This is a genomic window from Leptolyngbya sp. GB1-A1, from assembly GCF_039962475.1.
Classification (GTDB): Bacteria; Cyanobacteriota; Cyanobacteriia; order Elainellales; family Elainellaceae; genus Leptolyngbya_A.
In genome coordinates this window covers 21,022-41,704 of sequence record NZ_JAMPLI010000022.1, presented here as the reverse complement: position 1 = coordinate 41,704, position 20,683 = coordinate 21,022, and the positions used below count along the sequence as shown (strand labels likewise).

Below are 20,683 nucleotides of genomic sequence, written 5' to 3'. Positions count from 1 at the left end.
TGCTAATCAGCCGGAACGGAGGACGTATCTTGTCTTCTGCTCCGGCAATTTTCTTTAATATTGACCTTAAGGATTGAACTGATCTTTATTAGTCTAAAGCGGGTAGATAAATCGCGTAGCCCCGTGAGGTGTAAAACACCATGAGAATTCTTGAATCAGGTTATACAATTCGTTTTGCTCGTGCTGAACAACTAACCCTACTGTCTCAGGTTGAGCAATTAGCCAATCGCTTATTTCTTGACACTCCCTATTCTTTCCTAGTGAATGCTGAACCCCTGCCACTCGACTTGATTCGAGAAAGATTTCAAGCAGGGCAGGTATGGGTTGCAATCGATAATCAGGATGCTGTGGTTGGGTTTGCCATTACTCGCGAAGTTGATGACACCCTCTATCTTCAGGAAATTGATGTGAATCCTGAACATGGACAAAAAGGCATCGGATCAGCACTCGTGAATGCGGTTTGCTCCTGGGCAAAACTTCAGGATTATCGGGCGGTATCGTTATCGACTTTTCGGCATATCCCCTGGAATGCGCCCTTCTACTCAAAACTGGGATTTCGCATTTCTGACGAATCAGAACTAACAATTGGTTTACAGCAAATTAGACTTCAAGAAAGGGAAGCCGGATTACCAATCTCCGATCGAGTGATAATGCAACTCGAGCTATAGTTCTGATTCGGCTAGACGTACCATTCACCATAGAGCCATTGCAGCTAAAATCGATTCACTGCCCTATTGTTAGCCAATACAGGAGAGTTTAATACTGTAGAATTTACTCTGTTTCGGTAGTTAAATTCGCAGCGAATTTCAGCAATTAAATCAATTAACCACTAACAAGAAAGAAGATATGAGCGCGATCGTTTTTGACTGTGATGGCGTGTTAGCGGATACCGAGCGCGATGGACATCTGCCTGCATTTAATCAGATGTTTGCGGAGTACGGATTGCCTGTGCAGTGGTCAGAGTCCGACTATACCGAGAAGCTCAAAATCGGCGGCGGCAAAGAGCGTATGGCAAGTTTGCTCACGCCGGAGTTTGTAGCACAGGCTGGATTGCCCACAAACCCAGAAGAACAGCGTCAATTGCTTGCTGAATGGCACAAGCGCAAAACTGCAATTTACAAAGAAATGGTGCAGAGCGGCAAACTGCCTGCCCGACCGGGGATTAAGCGAATTACAGAAGAAGCGATCGACGCAGGCTGGACGCTTGTTGTTGCTTCCACTTCTGCAGAAGAATCGGTGCGATCGGTGCTGGGGTTTGTGGTGGGAACAGAGCAGGCAAACCACTTCAAGGTTTATGCCGGGGATATGGTGCCGCGCAAAAAACCTGCCCCTGATATTTACCTATTGGCAAAGGAGCAGTTGAACTTATTGCCAGAAAGTACGCTAGTGATTGAGGATTCGCGCAATGGATTGGTGGCAGCGATCGCGGCAGGATTCCGCTGTCTGGTAACGACTAGCAGCTATACGCAGCAGGAAGATTTTCACGAAGCGATCATGGTGGTTTCAAGCCTGGGCGATCCGGCTCTACCAATGCAAGTGATTGAAAACCGCAGTGCTGCTCAGCCCGGAGATTACCTGACGCTTGCAGAGATTGAAGCCTGTTTCAAATTATCGTTTCAAAATAGGGCGTAGTTCAGATAAAGACGATCGCCTTACGCCAGAACATTCTTACTGCTCTTGCAGGATAGGCATTTCACCTGTTTAGGCAGGGCAGGCAAGATGCCAACCCCGCAAAGCGCAGTAGGTTGTGAAAATGCAGGAATCGTTCCAGTCCAAAAGTCTACGCCGACTTGCTTTTATCGCGGTTCTGGAAGGTTTTTTGGGTAATCCACTGCATCACGCCGGGGAGAATGCTGCTCACACCCAGCGATAGCTTTGCTGAACCGACGACCACTTCTGTTTTTTGATTTTTCACCGCATCCCAGATAGACTTTGCCACATCTTCCGGCTTTTCCACCACGGGCACTTGCAGCACTTGCTCAAGCTGTCTGCGGCGATCGGCTTCGTCCTGCTCATCAATGCCCCGAATCACTGCCTTCCCTATAAAGTCGGACTTGATGATGTTGGGGTAAATGCCACAAACCGTAATGCCTTTGGGCGACAGTTCTGCATGGAGGGATTCAGTGAGTCCTGTCACGCCATACTTGCTGGTGACGTAGGGAACGAGATACGCCGAGGAAGATTTGCCAGCGATCGAGCTGAGATTCACAATCATGCCTTTGCCGCGAGCAATCATGTGAGGCACAACCGCATGGACCATGTGGATATAGCCCCAGAGATTGATATCGATAATCGTATGCCAGTCTTCCAGCGAGAAATGATCAACCGGTCCAGTCGCAAAGATTCCGGCATTGTTAATCAGCACATCGATCGCACCAAACTGCTGAATTGCCTTTTCGACTAGATCTTTGACTTGATCGGGGTTGCGAGTGTCCGCAGGCATGGCAAAAACGGGATGATTTGCGGCGCGAAAGCCTTGCGCTACTTCTTCGAGGAGCTCAGCTCGACGTGCGGTGAGAACAAGATTGTAACCATGTTGGGCAAACAGATTTGCGGTCGCTTTGCCAATGCCCTGCGAACCGCCAGTAATGAGAACGGTGGGAGCCATAAAATTCTTGAGGAATAATACTACAACAAACTTTATCTTTCTAGTCTGCGCAAAGGACGATCGGAAACCGTCTCACTTTTGCGGGATCTTTTTGTTGATAGGAATTTGTGAGCTGCACGAAGCTAACGCGATAAAACGCTGTGAATCCGACGCAGAATTTGAGGCAGTGTCGATGGTGGAGCTCCCGATCGCCCCGCTTGCACAAACACCGCATCTCTGGATTGCGATCGATCAAAGCATGGCAACTCAAACCGTTCTACCTGGATTATCGCCCTGGCAACTCTGCTGACTTCAGCGACGCTTCGATCACCTGCTGGCAAACTTCCACAGGTTGACGCTGTTCCATTGCCGTCACCAGAGCCTTGTACGCAACCGTCTGGTCTTGCAACAGTGTTTTTGCCTGAAGCAGTGCCCATCGCTGTTTGAGATCGGCTTCCCCCATCGATCGCTGAAGTTGCATCCACAGCAGTCGAATTTTCTGGCGATCGTCTGTGCCACCCTCAGCATTACCGTATTCGATTTGTTCCGCTGCGATGCCCGACATCCAAACCGTGCAGTAGCGATCGATAAGCTGAGTCGAAAGCTTCCCAGTCGTAATTTGTGCTTCCAGTTCTGCTGCACCAAAACTGACTCCGCCCTGTCCGGCTTGCCCTTGCCGTAAAGCTTCCCAAGCATTGAGCGTGTAGCCTGTCACCGGAATTTCTAACAAATGCGCCGCCAAAAAATGTCCTGCCTCATGGCGCACAATCCGCGATCGGTGTTCCTCGGAAAATTGGGCGATCGTGTCTACGACCAGTGTTCCTAATCTGCCCTGAAGCGAGAACGCATCGAGCGTGGCAATGCTGAGCAGACTAAATGCCGCGACTGCCGGAACGACTGGAGACAAATGCAGCAATGGACCCAGCAGACTCGCCATCACCAGGGAAAAGATCGTGATCGCAATCAGGTTTAGCGTAGTCTGGCTCATTGGGGTTTGGGTGGGGTGGTCTGCTTTTCTTGGGGTCTGCTTTTCTTACTGTAGAGGAAGTAGAGGAATTGGTGGGAGAGTGGGGAGGTGAGGGAGCAGAAAGATGAGGGGTGAGGGGGAGTTAAGGTTGAGGGGTTTCTCTTGCGCGGTAAAAGGTTTCCAGGCTGTTTCGATCGCCGACAAATCGCCAGTGCCAGGGTTCGTAGCTCACGCCCATCGGGTTATTTTTAGGAAAGGATAGCTCAAAGCTATAGAAGGCGGCATTCTGCTGGAGCCAGCGATAGGCAGCCGTGGTCTCAAAGCTTGTTTGCAGGTCAGAGGCAGGTCGCTTACCGTCGCCGATGTCGATCGCATAGCCAGTGTGGTGTTCGCTGTATCCAGGAGGGGCACTGACGGCTGCCCGTTTTTCGGGATCTTCACCGCGCTGTGCTTTCGTATCAAAAAAGACGTGATCTTGCTCTGCGATCGACCGAAACCCGGAAAGGGGAGCCAGGATGACTCCGTTTGCTTTTGCCGCTGCCGCCATTTCCTTGAATTTAGCTGCCGCCGAGCGCCGAAGTAAGACCTGTCCATCGGATGAAATGGGCTTCAGGTCAGCGCGGGGTGCCTCTGCATAGGGCAGATGATTCAGTAAAGGGGCAGCCTGTCCGTTGAGTAGGACGATCGCCTGTCCCATAATCTGCGGAGTGATGTTTGCGAGAGGTTCGATCGGGGCAGAAGCCGCTCGCAGCAGACGTGGCACGAGCCACAGCCCAAGCAGCAGCAGGGCAATCAAGCCTGAGCCTAATCCCCACAGAACTTTTGTTTGTTTATGAGAGGAGGAAATTTCTACGAGCGGCATTTCCCGCACTGCCTCAGGAATATCTGAGTGCGGCAGATCAGCATAATCGGGGATTTCAGCCGATTCTTGCGGTATTCCTGGGGGTAATCCTGCATTATTCACAGGCCATTCCTCCTATATCTGGTGGCAATCCTGCTTATTCTAAACCGAGCTAGTTTTCGTACCACTTTACCGTAATGGAGGAATGCAAACGAGCCGCAAGTTCTTAGGATCACTTCATGAACCAAATGATGCGCCTGCTCGGACTCTATCTACCCCTGGTGGGCTGGGTCGGCTTTGGCTTATTTCTAGGACGGGTGCTGCCCCCGCGCATTCCTGCTCTGATGGGCAAGTTTCTGTTTTGGGTGGGTATCCCGATCGGGATTTTTGCATTTTTGCGGCAGGCAAATCTATCGGCTTCGGTGTGGCTGGCTCCGATTGCCGCCTGGGGAGCAATGCTGTCTGCTGTGCTGTTGGCATGGGGCTGGATTAAAGCACAAAACTACCTGTCACAGAGGATTCAACCCCAGCAATCGCATCCCTGGACAAAATATTTGATTTCAGATCAGTTGCAGCAGCGATCGACGCAGGGCAGCTTTTTGCTGGCAGCAATGCTGGGCAACACAGGATATTTAGGCTATCCGATTTCGCTGACGCTAGTGGGACAGAAATATTTTGGCTGGGCGGTTTTCTATGACACGCTGGGCAGTACCCTGGGCGCGTACGGGCTTGGCGTTTTGCTGGCAGCCTACTTTAGCGATCGAGCGCAGCAGCCAAACCAGACTCGCTGGAAACAGATCGGGCAAGCTTTGATTAACAATCCGGCACTCTGGAGCTTTTGGATTGGCTTAGCAGGTCGCTCGCTTGCACTGCCCCAATCAGTCGAACTGGGACTGAAAGGATTCGCCTGGGGCACGATCGCTCTCTCGTTGCTGCTGCTGGGAATGCGGTTAAGTCAATTGGCTTCGTGGCAAAAAATTCAGCCTGCGATCGTCAGCCTGGTGATTAAGATGCTGATCGTACCGCTGGTGCTGGGGCTAGAACTGTCGCACTTAGGCTTGTCTGAACTGCCACAGTTAACGATTGTGCTGCAAATGGCAATGCCGCCTGCGTTTGCAACGCTGTTTATTGCTGAGGCTTATGACCTCGATCGCAGTTTTACTGTAACTACGCTGGCACTTGGATCGATCGCGCTACTGCTTGTTTTACCGCTCTGGCTCTGGCTATTTGCGCCTTGATGTTCTTTTTGCCTGCGCCACTATCACGTTTTAACCTATCGCGTTTTAACTCGCGTTTTAACCAACCCAGTTCACTTCACTATCCGAGGAATTTATAGGCGGCAGGGGTTTGGCGATCGGTGCATCTCGACGCACAAAGGGCCTTGCTCCATTCGCTGTGGTTTCAGAGGGCTTTGGTGGTTGAGCAGTGGCTCTGGAAGACTGTTGTTTTGCTTGTTGTTTTGCCTTTTGAGAAAGCACAGTCTGGATTGCTTTACGCTCAGGCTCGATCACCTTTGCCATGATCCATTCAATCGTTTGTTCTTTGAGCCAGCCTCTGGCAACAGCAATATCACCAAACCGCATTCCAGTTGCCCGCTGGTCATTCAAAATGACCTGAATCTGGTCAGCCGTCAACAGCCCTGCTTCGGTCAGATAGCTGCCGATTCGCTTTGGCGTTGAAAGCCCACCCGGTGAGCCTTGATAGAGTGAGGAATTGAGCATGGGTCACTCCGGGAAAAATTAGAGCGGCGATTGAGGGAGCAGATGCCCGATAACAAAAAGGTTAAGAACTGGTTTAAGAGATTCTACCTAGTATAGCAACTCTGTTTATTCGACTTGAGCTACAGTTCATCTTTTCGGAAAGAAGAAGAATGAAGTTAAGCTAAGCACTCCGCAATACTACTGAGCTTTCTAGTTTTTATACCATTAGGGATCTAAGTATAAACATCTGGATGAGGACAGAGAAGAACAGAATAGTAATCTATACAATTTGACCGAAGGCATCAGAGCAAGGGCATCGTTTCCACACCCTGTTTCTTGGTGTTTTGACGCACAAGGCGATCGTCACTGGATGAAACTGGATGAATGCGTGTATAAATTCGATCGCGTGTTAGTTCAGTTGGGCGATCGGGCATGACTAAGCAGGATGTTTTGTCGGGTCTGCATCGTGCCTCTTCCTTCACCTCCTCCTTCACGTCTGCTGAATTCGCTCTGGTTTCGCGGGTTGGTTTTGTTTGGGTTGGGGCTACTGCTCGTGTGGCTCGTCTCTGCCCGTCGTCCGGTCGCTGCCTTTCGTCCCCCTTTGCCGCCCCTGCCGCAAGATCCGATTATTCAGGTGTATTTCAATCAGTCACAATCCTCGTTTTACACAGAACCTTATCGACAGCAGCAGCGATTGGGCGATGACCTCGAACAGGTGATTGTGGAGGCGATCGATTCAGCTCAAGTCTCTGTAGATCTGGCAGTGCAAGAGTTTAATCTGCCGAAAATTGCTCAGGCCTTAATTGCGCGGCAGCAGGCAGGCGTTCCAGTACGGGTGATTGTGGAACATGAATATCGCCAATCCCTGAGCAAACTTACACCCCAGCAGGTTTCTCGGTTAGACGATCGCGCCCAGAAGAAATATCAGGAGTTTGTGCAGTTAGTCGATCTGAATCGAGACGGTCAGCTTGCCCCTGAAGAACTGGCGCAGCGCGATGCGATCGGGATGCTCGAAACCGCCAAAATTCCCCTGATTGATGACATGCAAGACGGTTCGCGCGGCAGTGGCTTGATGCACCACAAGTTCCTGGTGATCGACGGGCAAATGGTGCTGACGGGATCAGTGAACTGGTCATGGAGCGAGGCTCACGGGGATTTCCTCACGCCAGAAAGTTTAGGCAACGCAAACCATCTGCTCAAAATCCAGAGCGGCAGAGTCGCTCAACTCTTCACCCAGGAATTTAACCAGATGTGGGGAAACGGCACCCCCACCAGTCGCAAGTTTGGCTTAAAAAAGCTCTACCGTCCGCCGCAAACTATTTCCCTTGCTCCCAATTCCTCAATCACTGTGCAGTTTTCGCCCACTTCGACTCGTCAACCCTGGCAACAGAGCGGGAATGGGCTGATCGGTCGTGCCCTCAGCCAAGCGACTCAAGCCGTTGACCTAGCTCTGTTTGTGTTCTCAGATCAGCAACTGAGCAATATTCTGGAAGCCGATCGTCAGCGGGGAGTCCAAATTCGCGCTCTGATCGATCCCCAGTTTGCTTTTCGGGAATACAGCGAGGGACTAGACTTGATGGGCGTTTCGCTACCGGACAAAAACTGCCGTACCGAAGTCGGAAATCGCCCTTGGAAGCCGGGGATCAATACCGTCGGCATTCCAGCTCTGACACGCGGCGATATCTTGCACCACAAAGTCGGCATTATCGATCGCCGCTGGATCATTACGGGATCGCAAAACTGGAGTGAAGCCGCAAACGCCACAAACGACGAAACGCTGTTGGTCATTGACAATCCTACCGTCGCAGCCCACTTTCAGCGCGAGTTCGATCGCCTTTACAGCACCGCAATCTTAGGTCGATCGCCCTCCCTTCAGCGCAGACTCCGGGAGCGGGAACAGTGTCGAGTGCAGACCTGATCGAATGCAAATTCCTCCAGAGTATTAATCGATCGCCTGAAAATCTAAAGGAAATTAAGAGAGCCAGATGTCTATAAATCAGCAGATGTTAGACTGCTGGCAATCTTACATAAGAAAAGAAGGCTTGAGAAAAGAACGATCGTCGCTGCAAAAACTAAATCAGTATCGATTGACTCAAAGCTTTGAGACTGTAAGCCTGATCAAAAGCTTGACTGTGAACTTAACGAGAAGAACTTAGTTACAAGGAGATTGAATCATGCCCGTTAAAGTGGGAATTAACGGCTTTGGTCGCATTGGGCGACTCGTCTTTCGGGCAGGCGCGAAAAACCCGAACATTGAATTTGTCGGCATTAACGATCTGGTTCCGCCGGACAACCTGGCGTATTTGCTGAAATATGACTCCACCCACGGTCGCTATGACGGCACAGTTGAGGCAAAAGAAGACGGCATTGTCGTAGACGGCAAATTTATTCCCTGTATGGCGATGCGCGATCCCGCAGAACTGCCTTGGGGCAAGCTGGGTGCGGATTATGTGGTGGAGTCAACCGGGCTTTTCACGACCCACGATGGGGCATCCAAGCATCTACAGGCAGGCGCGAAGCGGGTGATTATCTCAGCTCCCACTAAAGACCCGGATCAAGTGAAAACGTTTGTGGTCGGCGTCAATCATCAGGAGTTTGACCCCGCAAAGGATACGATCGTCTCCAACGCAAGCTGCACCACCAACTGCCTTGCCCCTGTTGCCAGAGTCATCCATGAAAACTTCGGGCTGGCAGAAGGCTTGATGACCACCGTTCACTCGATGACTGCCACTCAGCCGACGGTCGATGGTCCCAGCAAAAAGGACTGGCGCGGTGGACGGGGAGCGACCCAAAACATCATTCCTGCCTCCACCGGAGCCGCAAAAGCTGTCACGCTGGTACTGCCTGCCCTCAAAGGCAAGCTCACCGGAATGGCACTGCGCGTCGGCACGCCCGATGTGTCTGTCGTAGACCTGACCTTCAAAACTGAGAAATCCACCAGCTATGAGGAGATTTGCGCAGCAGTCAAAGCGGCAGCCGAAGGCGAGCTGGCAGGCATTCTTGGCTACACCACTGAGGAAGTGGTCTCAAGCGATTTCATCACCGATCCCCATTCCAGCATTTTTGATGCCGGGGCAGGAATCCAGCTCAATCCCAATTTCTTCAAGGTTGTGTCCTGGTATGACAACGAGTGGGGCTACTCTTGCCGCGTGATTGATCTGATGCTGTCGATGGCAGGCAAAGAAGGCTTGCTCTAGGCTTACTTAGCTCGCGTTAGCCGTTGTCGTATCGCAGAGCCAGGCTAGAACGCAGGAAAAATCTAATTTCTATGCAGAAGGCGATCGCTACTTGTGGGACGATCGCCTTTTTTCATCACTTCTCTAGGGGGATCGCTATGCTGAGCGAGCTTACACCGCGTCAGGTCGCAATTTAATGCAATTTAACTGGGATAGCCCATTTCCCCTGTAAACACTAATTCTGCGGGTCCAGTCATATATAGCCGATCGTCTGCCGCAGACCATTCAATTTCTAAACAGCCACCCGGCAGTTCCACCGTTGCGCGGCGATCGCATCGTTCAGTCAGCACGCCTGCCACCAGCGACGCACAGGCTCCAGTTCCGCAAGCCAGTGTGATCCCAGCTCCTCGCTCCCAGACGCGCATTTTTAGATAGTCAGACTTCACAACTTCGATAAACTCGGTATTGGTGCGTTGAGGGAATACTGAATGATGCTCAAACTGAGGTCCGATCACCGCTAGAGGAACTGCGGCCACATCGTCAACAAAGGTGATGCAGTGAGGATTGCCCATGCTGACGCAGGTGACTTCCCAGGTTTGCCCTGCCACCTCAAGCGATCGACTAATCACCTTTTCTTCTGCTTCCGCTAGCGTTGTAGGAATTTCCTTTGCCAGCAAGCGTGGTAGCCCCATGTCCACCGTCACCCGTCCATCGGCTTCCAGTTTAGGGATGATCACGCCTGCGAGGGTATGAATCTGATAGGCGATTGTATCCGTCGCGGAGCGTCCTTCCAGATCGGCAATGAAACGAGCCAAACAGCGAATCCCGTTGCCGCACATCTCAGGCTCAGAGCCGTCTGAGTTAAAAATTCGCATGGTGTAATCAGTGTCGCCCTGTCCGGGTAGCGCAAAAATTACGCCGTCTGCACCAATTCCAAAGTGCCGATCGCACCACTTCACCGCCTGCTCTGGCGTAATGCAGGGTTCGCTCTGGTGGCGATTGTCCACCAAAATAAAGTCATTGCCTAAGCCGTGATATTTCGCAAACTGAGAGGTCATGGGCGACTCCGGTTAGAAATTGCAGGAGGTGATGCGTCTCCTGTCGAGTAATCAGGATCAAAAGTTATTGTTGCACAAACAGGATTCTGACCCAATTCAGACCAAGAGAAGGGAAAGACGGTAACGAAAATTTGTATTTTTGCGGTGAATCTGGGTTTTATAAAACGGGAAACTTAGAATAAACACATCATCGATCGTATTAGCCCCACTTTTTTATGACTACCGACCTGCCTACTGGATTACCAAGCGTCCGCCAGATTCAAAGCCTGATCCGCGAAACGAGCGAAGTCGAAATTATGATCAGCACCAAAGATCTGCTTGTGGGCAAGATTCGCTGGCAGGATACCGACTGCATTTGTCTGGTAGACCACTACGATCAGCCAACTATTATCTGGAAGCAGGCGATCGTTTACCTGAAGCCGAAAGCGTAGAGTTATCCATAATTGACGCAGGCTTTGTCTCCCTTAGGCCGAGAGCTTAGACTCTTCTTCTGTTAGGGGTACATCGATCGATAGCAGTTCTGCCACAGGTGTATTGGCGATTGTCCCGTCGGAGAACTGCGACGCAGCCGAGATTGGCAGCACCGAGGCTTCAGAGCGGCTGGGAGCAATCCACCGACTCGCTTCAGCCAGAGCATGAAACTTACCGCAAAGGAGAAGCCGATCGCCAATTTGCAGGTCGCTCTCGCCGTGGGGAAAGCTGATGAACTTACCTTCGCGCCGGATTGCCTGCACTAGAATGCCAAACTGTCTGCGGATATGCAGATCTGCCAGCGTTTTGCCAACCACCGGGCTGTCTTCAGGAACCAGCAGCCACTGACAGGACGCATTCTCGGTCGGAATTGCTGCCTCGCCTCGTGCCAATTCAGTCAGTGCTACCAGCTCACTTGGTTCGCCGACTATCAAAAGCCGATCGCCTTCTTCGATAATAGTTTTGGGTTCTGGATAGTCAATTTCTTCGCCGTGGGCGCGACGAATTGCCATCAGACTGACTCCTGTAAGGCGGCGCAAATTGGTTTCTTCCAGCGTCATTCCGGCTAAGGGTGACCCGGCAGGTAGACTGACCCACTTGCTGTTCATATCTCTGGCTGCCACTTCCAAATCATGCGACACTTGACGGGGCGATCGCTCCGATCGCAGATCGAGATAGTGGGAGCTGCGAATTTGCTGTGCCTCGCGCTGAATAATCGGCAGGGGGATGCCCAGCCCAGTCAGAAGATGGCTGGATAGCTCCAGGCTTGCTTCAAATTCTGGCTGCACCACTTCTTTTGCGCCAAGCTGATACAGCAGTTCAATATCCTTATCCTGGTTTGCTCGCACAACGATATCCAGATCCGGCGCGAGTTCCAAGGCACGCTTAATCGTGAGGCGAATGCTCATCGGGTCAGGAAGGGCGATCGCCAATCCTTTTGCCTGCTCGACTCCGGCAGCCTCCAGCACATGCAAACTGGCAGCATTGCCATAAACATAAGGAATTCCCGCGTCCCGAAGCTGCTGAATCACCTGCTCCGACTGGTCGATCACCACCACAGACTGGTCATGGCTTTGCAAAAGCTGCAAAATATTTCGCCCGATACCACCATAGCCACAAATCACTAGATGCCCCTGTCGCGGCAGATTCTCAGGCACCTCCATTGGCTCCTCGCCCCCATCCAGCAACGCTTTCAACCAGGGAACTGCATCTGCCCAAACGACCAACTGAGGCACCAGGCGCAGCACAAAGGGCGTAATCACCAGCGTTACCGCAGTCGTTCCCAGAATCAGCAAATAGACGCGGCGAGAAACCAATCCCAAAACCTGACCCTTACTGGCAAGCACAAAGGAAAATTCCCCGATCTGCGATAGCCCCAGTCCCACAATTAGCGAGGTTTTTAGCGGATAGCGGAAAGCGCGAACCAGCGGGGTTACAATCAGGAATTTGCCAATAAACACGATCGTCACCAGTCCCAGAATCAGCTCCAGGTTGTTCCAGATAAACACTGGGTCGATCAGCATCCCAATCGCCGCAAAAAACAGACTGGCAAAAATATCCCGAATCGGCTCCACGTAGGTGAGCGTCTGGTCGGCGTATTCCACCTCCGAGATCATGAGTCCAGCGATGAACGCTCCCATCTCGATCGATAGCCCCAGGTACTCAGTCATCAGCGCAATGCCGAGACAGAGGGCAACTACCCCCAGCAGAAAGAGTTCGCGGCTTTCGGTTTTTGCCAGAAGGCGCAGCAGGGGAGGAATCAGCCAGATCCCGGCAACGATCGCCCCACCCGCAATCAGAGCCGTTTTCAGCAGGGCAATGCCCACTGCCAGCCCAATTTCCTCAGACGGACGGTTAAGCGCGGGCAACACCGCCAGCATTAGCCCCAGTGCGAGATCCTGCACGACCAGAATTCCCAGCATGACGCGCCCGTGAGCAGTTTCGGTTTCACCCTTTTCCATCAGGCACTTCAGCACCACTGCCGTCGAAGACAGCGACAAAATCGCGCCCAAAAAGACTCCCTGGGTTGGAGACTCCACCCAGCCCACACCGATCGCAACCAGTGTCGTTACTAGGATTGTGGTGAGAATTTGCAGACCGCCGCCGCCCAGACTGATGCCCTGAACTTTTTTCAGCTCCGCAAAGGAAAATTCAACGCCCAGCGCAAACAGCAGAAACGCCGCGCCAAACTGTGCCAGGGTTTCCACCTGAATTAGTTCTTTCACCAAGCCGAGTCCCGCTGGACCAACGATCGCTCCACCCAGCAAATACCCAAGCAGCACGGGCTGTCTTAGTAATGCTGCCAGCAGCCCCCCGCCTGCCGCAGCCGCAAGTACCACCACCAAATCGACAATTAGCCGAAAGTCTTCTTGCACAGGTTTCTTATCAGAGTGAGAAAAAAGTTAAAGTCTTTTAATCTAAAGCATACAGACTTTTCCGTGCCCTGGGGATCTCGCTCACAAGGATTGCGTGACAAAACCTGCATTCTGGTTGGAACTCTGGGGCAAAAATGCTAATCTTCTGTCCAAAATGCCCTATCCCTCCTCACACCCTATGTCCTACCTTGCTTCTCGCGCTGGCTCAGTTCGGCGTTTTCTGTGGAAATTTCGGCTTCAGCTTGGAATTTTGCTGAGCAGTGCGGCGATCGTCCTCTGGCTTTCCACTCCGGCGCACGCAATCCAGGCGCAGATCACTCCAACCAATCCTCAGCTTGGCGATACCCTTTCCGTTGTTGTGCAGGGCGATGGGGCAACTGTTCCCACCGTCACTTTTCAGCAAAAAACTTATCCCACCTTTGCGATCGGCAATAACCGCTACCGAGCACTCTTGGCAACCACGCCGCTCGATCGTCCCGGACAATTGACGATCCAGGTGAAAGCAGGCGATGCCGTGCAAAATCTGGCAGTCCAGCTCCGCAGTCGATCGTTTCCGAGTCAGAGTATCTGGGTGAGCGGCGGCGGCTCCGATGGCACGAATGCTGAATTCGATCGAGTGGATGCGTTTAAGGCGATCGTCTCTCCGCAGAAATTCTGGAACGGAGCATTTGTGCGTCCGAACCAGGGGGAAATTACGTCCGTGTACGGAGTTCGCCGCTACTATAATGGCGAGTTTGCTCAGGACTACTATCACCGGGGCGTAGATTACGCCGCTCCCACAGGTGATCCGGTAGTGGCTCCAGCGGCGGGGCGAGTTGCGCTGGTCGGGCGTGAAGCTGAGGGTTTTCGGCTGCACGGCAATACGATCGGCCTTGATCACGGTCAGGGAGTGACGAGCATCTTTATTCACCTCAGCCGGATCGACGTGAAAGAAGGCGACTTTGTGCAGGCAGGTCAGCGCATTGGCGCACTGGGCGCAACCGGATCGGCAACAGGACCGAATCTGCACTGGGGGCTAAATGTTCATGGCGAATCCGTAGATCCCGTGCCTTGGCGATACACGGGCTTTGAGTAATGCTCATTTAATCTTCACTGAATGCGGTTTTTAGCGATGTGATTTTTGCTAGGAGGCGGGCAAGCTAGAAGCACAGCAAGCTTTCAAGCAGCTCGCGATCAACTCAATAACGGCTCGAATTGAAATACCAGGCTGAAACTACCGCATTTCCAGGAAGAATTCTATGAGTATCGAGAAAATTGTTGAACAGGCTCTTGAAGATGGCTATCTCACGCCTGCAATGGAGGCTGAAGTGGGGCGCATCTGCGATACGACGGCTGAACTGTCGATCGAAGAGTACATGGCACTCGATCGCTTAATGGGAGCCTTACTCACCGGAGAAGTGGTGGCAGTGCCGCGCAAGCAGTTTATTAACTTGATGGAAGAGCTAGTGCTCACGGAAGCGATCGCCCGCGTTGCCGAAATCGAAGCTGCCAGCGATTGCACCCTCGATCTGGGCGATATTGCTGCCTATGCGCTCAACCGCCTGCCGCCGCTCTATGCAACCACCGAAGAAGGCGCAGACTATCAGCGGTTCCGTGCCAGAGAGGAGCTTCAACCCCTGATTGAAGAGCAAGTCAAAGAGGCGATCGCTTGCAACCTGAATCAGCCTGTCTTCTTCCCAGAGCGGCAGGCAATCGCTAAAAATAGCGGTAGAGAACTTTTAGACCAGGTGAGCGACCTGCTCAAGACCTATGCCTATCAGTTTGAGGCAAAAGCATCTTAATGCCATGATCTGGATGCCATTCTGATCCTGCACGGGCTGTCAACGACTGCATGAATTACTGGTTAATGAAATCTGAGCCGTCGGTCTACGGCATTGACGACCTAAAACGCGATCGCCAAACCCTGTGGGACGGGGTGCGAAACTACCAGGCGCGTAATTTTATGCGGTCGATGCAGGTGGGCGATCGGGTGTTTTTCTATCACTCCAATACCACGCCGCCCGGCATCGTGGGGCTGATGCAAGTCGTACAAGCGAATCTCGCTGATCCCACTCAGTTTGATCCGCAAAGCGAATATTACGATCCCAAGTCAACCCCCGATAGTCCCCGCTGGCAAACCGTTCAGGTGGAGTTTGAAAAAGAGTTTACCCAAATCCTCAGCCTGGAAATGCTGCGGCAGCAGTTCACCCCCGAAGAACTCTCGGTTGTTCGTCAGGGAAATCGATTGTCAGTCATGCCGGTGGAAAGGGCGATCGCGCAAAAAATTCTGAGTCAGGTGCAGATCGTTTAGGCACAGTTCACTAGCTTTTGATTGACTGGCTTTTGGAAGCTGTTTAAGAAGTATCGGAAACCCTGCATCGCCCCTAAATCCCCAAACTTTGAGCAAGCAAGGCAATCAGAATTTTCAGACGCGATTTAATCAAACCATTGCGATTCTTGCGGTTTGGAGTCCTGTCATCACGGCTGAAGCGATCGCTGTCCAGCCGACGATACCCCCTTGAGCGCGAACCATTTCTAGCGTCGCCTGCTTAAATTCGGGGAAATAGCTTTCGGTGCAGTCTTCAACCATCAGGCATTCATAGCCACGATCGTTAGCTTCGCGCATCGTCGTTTGCACACAGACTTCGGTTGTAACCCCTGTAACCAGCAAATGAGTAATGCCGCGCTCCTGCAAAATCGACTGAAGCGGCGTCGCGTAAAATGCGCCTTTTCCGGGCTTTTGAATCACAATTTCATCAGGGAGCGGCTGAAGCTCTTGAATAATGGCATTTCCCGGTTCACCTGCGATCAGAATACGTCCCATGGGTCCCGCGTCGCCGATCTTGAGTGTGCCTTTGCCTCGATCGCGCTTTGCCAAAGGACAGTCGGATAAATCCGATCGATGACATTCCAGCGTGTGAATTATAGGTAGACGGTTTTCCCGAAAACAGGTCAGCAGCGATTTGAGCGTAGGGACGATCGCCTGAAGTCGCGTGACATCGTTACCCAAGGCATCACCGAAGCCGCCCGGCTCTAAGAAATCGCGCTGCATGTCAATGATTACAAGTGCCAGACGATTTAATTCATCAGGAAGGCTGTACGGATAGGGCTGTGCATTAATTAAGGTCATATTGTTTCCAGAAAAGAAACTTTATTTGCTGGGAGAACCTGTCAGAGCGGTTGCCATGCCCAGCCCAATGTAGGTTCCGCCTGCGACATACTTTTGCGTTTTACGAAAGCGGCGATTTTGGCTGAGCCAGCCGCCCAGCGTTCCTGAAATGAGGGCATAACCGCTGTCAATTACGTTAGCGACGAGGGTGAACACTGCGCCCAAGAACAGCACCTGCGCCAAAACACTTCTCGTTGGATCAATAAACTGCGGCAAAAACGCGACAAAGAACAGAGCGGCTTTCGGGTTCAGGGCGTTGACGACGAATCCCTGAGCAAAGATTTGTTTAAGGCTTTGGGGTTTTGGCGTTTGGAGGGTGGGGTCAGGCGATGGGAAGCCATTCCCCCTTTGAGGCGATCGATCGAGGAACTGCTGAATTCCCAGATAGATCAAATACGCCGCACCCAAATATTTAACGACGCTAAACACCAGAGCAGAGGACAGCAGCAATGTTGAGATCCCGAGTGCGGCTGCCGCAATATGCACCAGATTCCCCGAAGCAATGCCCCAGGCTGAGACAATGCCTGCTAATCGTCCCTGATGAATGCCTCGCGCCACAATGTAGAGCGTTGCAGGCCCGGGGATGAGGGCAAGGGTCATGGCAGCCAGGGAGAAGAGATGGAGGGAGGTGGGGGGAAGGGACATGGATGAGGATGGAGAGATGGAGAGGGGAGGAATTTAGAGGGTTAGGGTTAGTGTCCTGCCATGCTGTGGCTGATTTGGGCAAAATCGGCAGTAGCAGTGGGACTTTCGTAGGCGAACTGTCCGCCGCTGATCACGATAAGGCGATCGGAGAGGGTGAGCAACTCGTCCAGGTCTTCGCTGACCAGCAGGACTGCGACACCGCGATTTCGGGCTTCAACGATCTGGGCATGAATGAATTCGACAGCAGAGAAATCTAAGCCAAAGCAGGGGTTTGCCGCAATCAGCAGATTGATTTGCTCTGAGGATAACTCTCGTGCCAGAACTGCCCTTTGCACATTGCCGCCGGAGAGATTGTGAATTGGCGTTTCGGGAGAGGGGGTTTTGACAGAGAACTGTTGAATCAGCCCGACTGCCGACTGCCGAATTGCCCGCAGAATGAGCATGATGCCTTTGGATTGCGGGGGGCGATCGAAGGTGCGGAGTGCCATGTTTTCAGCCACACTCATGTGAGGCACACAAGCATTGCGAAGGGGTTCTTCGGGCAGCACAAAAACGCCCTGCTGGGCAATGTCAGTGCGGGTGGCGCGGTAGGGTTTTCCGTTGACTAGCACCTGTCCTGCGGTTGCCGATCGCTGACCTGCCAGCACTTCCACCAGTTCTTTCTGTCCGTTACCCGATACGCCTGCAATGCCGACGATTTCGCCTTTGTGAACGGTCAGGTTGACTCCTTTGACCGCTTCGACGCCGCTGTCTTTATCTGCGTGCAGATCGATGATTTGCAGCACAGGAGTTTTCTGTTCCTGAGGCGTTTTGGGCACTTCTCGCGGTTCGCGACGTTCCCCCATCATCATTTCTGCCATATCTGCCACGGTCAGGTCAGAAACATAGCCATGTCCGGCAAACTTGCCTTTGCGAAGCACGGTCACTTCATCGGCAAAGGCGGTCACTTCCCGGAACTTGTGGCTAATCAGCAGCACACTCAGCTTTCCGGCGGTTACTTCCTGGCGAATCAGCCCCAGCACTTCATCCGCTTCGTCGGGGGTCAGCACCGAAGTCGGCTCGTCCAGAATCAGGATTTTGTTCTTCAGGTAAAGCTGCTTTAGGATCTCAAGCTTCTGCTTTTGTCCAGCAGCAAGCTGGGCGATCGGCAAATCGAGCGGAACCTGGAATGGGGCACAATCCATAAATGCTTGCAGGCGATCGAACTCCTGTTTCCAGTTGATCAGCCGCGAACCGTCTGCCTGGGACAGCACCAGATTTTCTGCCACGGTCATCGCCGGAACCGACGTGAAATGCTGATACACCATGCCAATGTGGTATCGCTGGGCATCGCGCGGACTCTCGATCGATCGCGCCTGTTTTTGAATCAGCACTTCGCCTTCATCAGCGCGGTAAAAGCCCATAATGCACTTCACAAGCGTACTTTTTCCGGCTCCGTTTTCACCCAACAATGCATGGAATGTGCCGGATTTGAGCGAGAGGGCGACGCGATCGAGGGCAACCAAGCTCCCGAATCGTTTGGTCATATTGACGACTTCGAGTTGGGGGGGTTTTTCGGTTTCGGCGATCGATTCAAGGGCAGAGATAGTGGTTGTCATGGGGTCAGTGGGGGAATGGATTCAGGGAGAGAGGGGAGTTAGGGGGAGACGGAAAGGAGGATGGAGGATTCGATCGCTTCCAGGACAGCCTCGGATGTGGAGACCGCACCGAAGACCCCGCCCTGCATCATCACCATTTTGAGGGCAGCGAGGTAGTTGCCATAGTCGGTTGCACCTGTGCAGTCGGAGAGGATAAGGCATTCGTAGCCGCGATCGTTTGCTTCGCGCATCGTTGTGTGGACGCAGACATCAGTGGTGATGCCCGTGAGAATCAGGTTTTGAATGCCTTTGCGCTTCAGCAGCAGATCCAGATCGGTCGCGTAGAAGGAGCCTTTGCCCGGTTTATCGATAATTGGTTCGCCGGGAAGGGGAGCGAGTTCGGGGATAATTTCCCAGCCAGGTTCGCCTCTGACCAGGATTTTGCCGCAGGGCCCGGAATCACCAATGCCTGCACCGATTTGCCGCGATCGCCACTGCTTGTTCTCCGGCAGATCAGATAGATCGGGGCGGTGTCCTTCACGGGTATGGATGATGTGAAAGCCCGCTTCGCGCATGGTTTTAAGCAATCGCTGGAGAGGGGCGATCGGTGCACGGGTGAGGGACAAATCATAGCCCATGCGATCGACGTAGCCACCTTTACCACAGAAGTCGATCTGCATATCGATGATAATCAGGGCGGTGTTAGCAGGGCGGAAGTCACCGTTGTAGGGGTAGGGATAAGGGTCGGCGGGGAGGAAGATACCCATAGTTGGCAAAAGTTTTAGTTGGCAGAAGTTTTAGTTCGTAGGATGGGTTAGCGAAGCGTAACGTATGGGTTTTAGGGCTTTGGGGGCGATCGGACTAAGCAGGAGTTAGATGGAGCATTAGCGGTTCTACATTGCCCCCTAAATCCTCCAACTTTGGGGGACTTTGAAACAGTTAGAACTGCCTATTACAAACTACCCGTTACAAAAGGAATGCCTGCATTGGTTCGGTTCCCCCCAGAATTGGGAAACGAAGGGGGCGGCGCGGGTCAGGATCATCCCTTTTTGAAACATCTTCCCTGGAGATTTCTGTTAGTGAGAAGGCTCTGGAACCGAAGCAGGCATTCCTTCGTAGGTGCGGGTGGGAGCGGGAAAGCCACAGGATGTGCCGTCGGTGTGGACGACTGAATCTTCCCAGGGAAGGCGATAGTTGCCGTTAACAAGATCCTGCATATAGGTGTAGGGGCAGTCCTGTGCGCCGCCTTTAACTGCCACATAGCCACGATGTCCGAACTGGTAGATGTTATTTTCGACGCTCCACTGCTGACGGGCTTCGCGTACCAGATCGGGGCGCAGTTCTGCGGTAATAATCTCATCCGGGCGGTGGCTGCCCATCACGAGCGGCGTGCCGTCGAAGTTGACAAACATTCCTTCGCCCATCGAGTCAAACGTGCCGTCGCTGCCACACATACAGACCGAAGCGGTGTACATCAGATTACAGAAAGCGTTTGCTTGGTTGGTGATTTGCCAGGAGTGGCGAATTGGAGCTGTGTAGCCTGCGGTGCGAATCATGATTTCTGCGCCTTTGTAGGCACATTCTCGCGCCATTTCGGGGAACATTCCATCGTGGCAGATGATAAGGGCGATCGTGCTGCCATTGGGTCCCTCACAGACCGGAATTCCTAAATTGCCTGGCTCCCAAGGTTCAACCGGAACCCAGGGATGCAGCTTACGGTAGTAGAGCTTAAGTTCGCCTTTGTCGTCAATGATGATGCCGCTGTTGTAGGGGTTGCCCTGCGGATTGTATTCCATGATCGAGAAGCAGCCCCAGATTTTGTTGTCGCGGCAGGCTTGCTGAAATGCCCCAACTTCTGCGCCATCCAGCCGACACATGATTTCTGGATTAGTGTCCATTGAGAGCCCATGCAGCGAATATTCCGGGAAGACCACCAGATCCATCGTCGGCATATTTCGTCTTGCTTTTGCCACCATGTGGCAGATGCGCTGCGTTTGCGCTGCCAGATCAGCGGGCGTGACGACGACGGGAAGCTGAAGCTGCACCAGTCCCATCACGACACCATTCGGAGTTTTGTTTAAGCCACCCAGTCCACTCATGATTGGATTCCTCAGAGTTACAAGAATGAATTCGATCGA

At 52.5% G+C, this 20,683-nt stretch carries 21 protein-coding genes; 9 read left to right on the top strand and 12 right to left on the bottom strand.

All coding sequences use genetic code 11. The features are described 5' to 3' along the window. The first annotated feature begins 140 nt into the window (after window positions 1-140). Both NDI45_RS18960 and NDI45_RS18955 read left to right on the top strand, forming a co-directional pair. Window positions 141-668, top strand: a complete 528-nt coding sequence (locus tag NDI45_RS18960) for a GNAT family N-acetyltransferase (RefSeq protein WP_348248286.1) — start codon at window positions 141-143, stop codon at window positions 666-668. Window positions 669-846: 178 nt separating this feature from the next. Continuing rightward, window positions 847-1,632, top strand: a complete 786-nt coding sequence (locus tag NDI45_RS18955) for an HAD-IA family hydrolase (protein WP_348248285.1) — start codon at window positions 847-849, stop codon at window positions 1,630-1,632. 148 nt (window positions 1,633-1,780) lie between these two features. On the opposite strand, the gene NDI45_RS18950 is transcribed toward NDI45_RS18955, so the two are convergent. The 3 genes from NDI45_RS18950 to NDI45_RS18940 all read right to left on the bottom strand — a co-directional run bounded on the left by NDI45_RS18950 (window position 1,781) and on the right by NDI45_RS18940 (window position 4,518). After that, window positions 1,781-2,608 (bottom strand): SDR family oxidoreductase, encoded by an 828-nt coding sequence (locus NDI45_RS18950; RefSeq protein ID WP_348248284.1) that lies wholly within the window; start codon window positions 2,606-2,608, stop codon window positions 1,781-1,783. Between the two features lie 265 nt (window positions 2,609-2,873). After that, the gene (locus tag NDI45_RS18945) at window positions 2,874-3,575 is read right to left on the bottom strand and encodes an ATP-dependent Zn protease (RefSeq protein ID WP_348248283.1); all 702 of its coding nucleotides are present in this window, start codon (window positions 3,573-3,575) and stop codon (window positions 2,874-2,876) included. 121 nt (window positions 3,576-3,696) lie between these two features. Then, window positions 3,697-4,518 (bottom strand): M15 family metallopeptidase, encoded by an 822-nt coding sequence (locus NDI45_RS18940; RefSeq protein WP_348248282.1) that lies wholly within the window; start codon window positions 4,516-4,518, stop codon window positions 3,697-3,699. A 116-nt stretch (window positions 4,519-4,634) separates the two neighbouring features. Between NDI45_RS18940 and NDI45_RS18935 the strand changes: the two genes are divergently transcribed. Next, complete coding sequence (locus NDI45_RS18935) at window positions 4,635-5,633, top strand: AEC family transporter (RefSeq protein ID WP_348248281.1); 999 nt, start codon at window positions 4,635-4,637, stop codon at window positions 5,631-5,633. A gap of 57 nt (window positions 5,634-5,690) precedes the next feature. On the opposite strand, the gene NDI45_RS18930 is transcribed toward NDI45_RS18935, so the two are convergent. Together NDI45_RS18930 and NDI45_RS18925 are read right to left on the bottom strand one after the other, a co-directional pair. Further along, entirely contained in the window at window positions 5,691-6,116 is a 426-nt protein-coding gene (locus tag NDI45_RS18930; protein ID WP_190793141.1) for a hypothetical protein, read from the bottom strand. A 281-nt stretch (window positions 6,117-6,397) separates the two neighbouring features. Further along, window positions 6,398-6,529 (bottom strand): hypothetical protein, encoded by a 132-nt coding sequence (locus tag NDI45_RS18925; protein WP_348248280.1) that lies wholly within the window; start codon window positions 6,527-6,529, stop codon window positions 6,398-6,400. 32 nt (window positions 6,530-6,561) lie between these two features. On the opposite strand from NDI45_RS18925, the gene NDI45_RS18920 reads away from it, so the two are divergent. Continuing rightward, entirely contained in the window at window positions 6,562-8,013 is a 1,452-nt protein-coding gene (locus NDI45_RS18920; protein ID WP_347277902.1) for a phosphatidylserine/phosphatidylglycerophosphate/cardiolipin synthase family protein, read from the top strand. 253 nt (window positions 8,014-8,266) lie between these two features. Next, window positions 8,267-9,292 (top strand): type I glyceraldehyde-3-phosphate dehydrogenase, encoded by a 1,026-nt coding sequence (gene gap / locus NDI45_RS18915; protein ID WP_348248315.1) that lies wholly within the window; start codon window positions 8,267-8,269, stop codon window positions 9,290-9,292. Window positions 9,293-9,474: 182 nt separating this feature from the next. On the opposite strand, the gene dapF is transcribed toward gap, so the two are convergent. After that, window positions 9,475-10,329, bottom strand: coding sequence for a diaminopimelate epimerase (gene dapF, locus NDI45_RS18910; RefSeq protein WP_348248279.1), 855 nt, complete (start codon window positions 10,327-10,329; stop codon window positions 9,475-9,477). Window positions 10,330-10,544: 215 nt separating this feature from the next. Between dapF and NDI45_RS18905 the strand changes: the two genes are divergently transcribed. Then, window positions 10,545-10,760, top strand: coding sequence for an RNA-binding protein hfq (locus tag NDI45_RS18905; RefSeq protein ID WP_190793144.1), 216 nt, complete (start codon window positions 10,545-10,547; stop codon window positions 10,758-10,760). Between the two features lie 33 nt (window positions 10,761-10,793). On the opposite strand, the gene NDI45_RS18900 is transcribed toward NDI45_RS18905, so the two are convergent. After that, window positions 10,794-13,175 carry a cation:proton antiporter gene (locus tag NDI45_RS18900; RefSeq protein WP_190793145.1) on the bottom strand — a complete coding sequence of 794 codons (2,382 nt, stop codon included), beginning with the start codon at window positions 13,173-13,175 and terminating at the stop codon, window positions 10,794-10,796. 178 nt (window positions 13,176-13,353) lie between these two features. On the opposite strand from NDI45_RS18900, the gene NDI45_RS18895 reads away from it, so the two are divergent. The 3 genes from NDI45_RS18895 to NDI45_RS18885 all read left to right on the top strand — a co-directional run bounded on the left by NDI45_RS18895 (window position 13,354) and on the right by NDI45_RS18885 (window position 15,465). Next, a complete protein-coding gene (locus NDI45_RS18895; RefSeq protein WP_348248278.1) occupies window positions 13,354-14,250 on the top strand; it encodes a M23 family metallopeptidase in 897 nt (298 codons plus the stop codon). A gap of 163 nt (window positions 14,251-14,413) precedes the next feature. Then, window positions 14,414-14,956 (top strand): late competence development ComFB family protein, encoded by a 543-nt coding sequence (locus tag NDI45_RS18890; protein ID WP_190793147.1) that lies wholly within the window; start codon window positions 14,414-14,416, stop codon window positions 14,954-14,956. Window positions 14,957-15,006: 50 nt separating this feature from the next. Continuing rightward, on the top strand, window positions 15,007-15,465 hold the full coding sequence (locus NDI45_RS18885) for an EVE domain-containing protein (RefSeq protein ID WP_348248277.1): 459 nt from the start codon (window positions 15,007-15,009) through the stop codon (window positions 15,463-15,465). 129 nt (window positions 15,466-15,594) lie between these two features. Here NDI45_RS18885 and NDI45_RS18880 read toward each other — a convergent pair whose 3' ends face one another. From NDI45_RS18880 to NDI45_RS18860, 5 genes are all read right to left on the bottom strand, one after another. After that, window positions 15,595-16,284 (bottom strand): cysteine hydrolase, encoded by a 690-nt coding sequence (locus tag NDI45_RS18880; RefSeq protein ID WP_348248276.1) that lies wholly within the window; start codon window positions 16,282-16,284, stop codon window positions 15,595-15,597. Window positions 16,285-16,305: 21 nt separating this feature from the next. Further along, on the bottom strand, window positions 16,306-16,968 hold the full coding sequence (locus NDI45_RS18875) for a LysE family translocator (RefSeq protein WP_348248275.1): 663 nt from the start codon (window positions 16,966-16,968) through the stop codon (window positions 16,306-16,308). Window positions 16,969-17,015: 47 nt separating this feature from the next. Further along, entirely contained in the window at window positions 17,016-18,566 is a 1,551-nt protein-coding gene (locus tag NDI45_RS18870) for an ABC transporter ATP-binding protein (RefSeq protein ID WP_348248274.1), read from the bottom strand. A 38-nt stretch (window positions 18,567-18,604) separates the two neighbouring features. Further along, complete coding sequence (locus NDI45_RS18865; protein WP_348248273.1) at window positions 18,605-19,312, bottom strand: isochorismatase family cysteine hydrolase; 708 nt, start codon at window positions 19,310-19,312, stop codon at window positions 18,605-18,607. A 309-nt stretch (window positions 19,313-19,621) separates the two neighbouring features. Further along, entirely contained in the window at window positions 19,622-20,644 is a 1,023-nt protein-coding gene (locus tag NDI45_RS18860) for a formamidase (RefSeq protein ID WP_190793153.1), read from the bottom strand. Window positions 20,645-20,683: the final 39 nt, after the last annotated feature.

Excerpts from the sequence above, each read along its gene's own strand:
- NDI45_RS18960 (WP_348248286.1), top strand. The coding sequence starts at position 141 with ATGAGAATTCTTGAATCAGGTTATACAATTCGTTTTGCTCGTGCTGAA.
- NDI45_RS18955 (WP_348248285.1), top strand. The coding sequence starts at position 847 with ATGAGCGCGATCGTTTTTGACTGTGATGGCGTGTTAGCGGATACCGAG.
- NDI45_RS18950 (WP_348248284.1), bottom strand. The coding sequence starts at position 2,608 with ATGGCTCCCACCGTTCTCATTACTGGCGGTTCGCAGGGCATTGGCAAA.
- NDI45_RS18945 (WP_348248283.1), bottom strand. The coding sequence starts at position 3,575 with ATGAGCCAGACTACGCTAAACCTGATTGCGATCACGATCTTTTCCCTG.
- NDI45_RS18935 (WP_348248281.1), top strand. The coding sequence starts at position 4,635 with ATGAACCAAATGATGCGCCTGCTCGGACTCTATCTACCCCTGGTGGGC.
- NDI45_RS18930 (WP_190793141.1), bottom strand. The coding sequence starts at position 6,116 with ATGCTCAATTCCTCACTCTATCAAGGCTCACCGGGTGGGCTTTCAACG.
- NDI45_RS18925 (WP_348248280.1), bottom strand. The coding sequence starts at position 6,529 with ATGCCCGATCGCCCAACTGAACTAACACGCGATCGAATTTATACACGC.
- dapF (WP_348248279.1), bottom strand. The coding sequence starts at position 10,329 with ATGACCTCTCAGTTTGCGAAATATCACGGCTTAGGCAATGACTTTATT.
- NDI45_RS18905 (WP_190793144.1), top strand. The coding sequence starts at position 10,545 with ATGACTACCGACCTGCCTACTGGATTACCAAGCGTCCGCCAGATTCAA.
- NDI45_RS18895 (WP_348248278.1), top strand. The coding sequence starts at position 13,354 with ATGTCCTACCTTGCTTCTCGCGCTGGCTCAGTTCGGCGTTTTCTGTGG.
- NDI45_RS18890 (WP_190793147.1), top strand. The coding sequence starts at position 14,414 with ATGAGTATCGAGAAAATTGTTGAACAGGCTCTTGAAGATGGCTATCTC.
- NDI45_RS18885 (WP_348248277.1), top strand. The coding sequence starts at position 15,007 with ATGAATTACTGGTTAATGAAATCTGAGCCGTCGGTCTACGGCATTGAC.
- NDI45_RS18880 (WP_348248276.1), bottom strand. The coding sequence starts at position 16,284 with ATGACCTTAATTAATGCACAGCCCTATCCGTACAGCCTTCCTGATGAA.
- NDI45_RS18875 (WP_348248275.1), bottom strand. The coding sequence starts at position 16,968 with ATGTCCCTTCCCCCCACCTCCCTCCATCTCTTCTCCCTGGCTGCCATG.
- NDI45_RS18870 (WP_348248274.1), bottom strand. The coding sequence starts at position 18,566 with ATGACAACCACTATCTCTGCCCTTGAATCGATCGCCGAAACCGAAAAA.
- NDI45_RS18865 (WP_348248273.1), bottom strand. The coding sequence starts at position 19,312 with ATGGGTATCTTCCTCCCCGCCGACCCTTATCCCTACCCCTACAACGGT.
- NDI45_RS18860 (WP_190793153.1), bottom strand. The coding sequence starts at position 20,644 with ATGAGTGGACTGGGTGGCTTAAACAAAACTCCGAATGGTGTCGTGATG.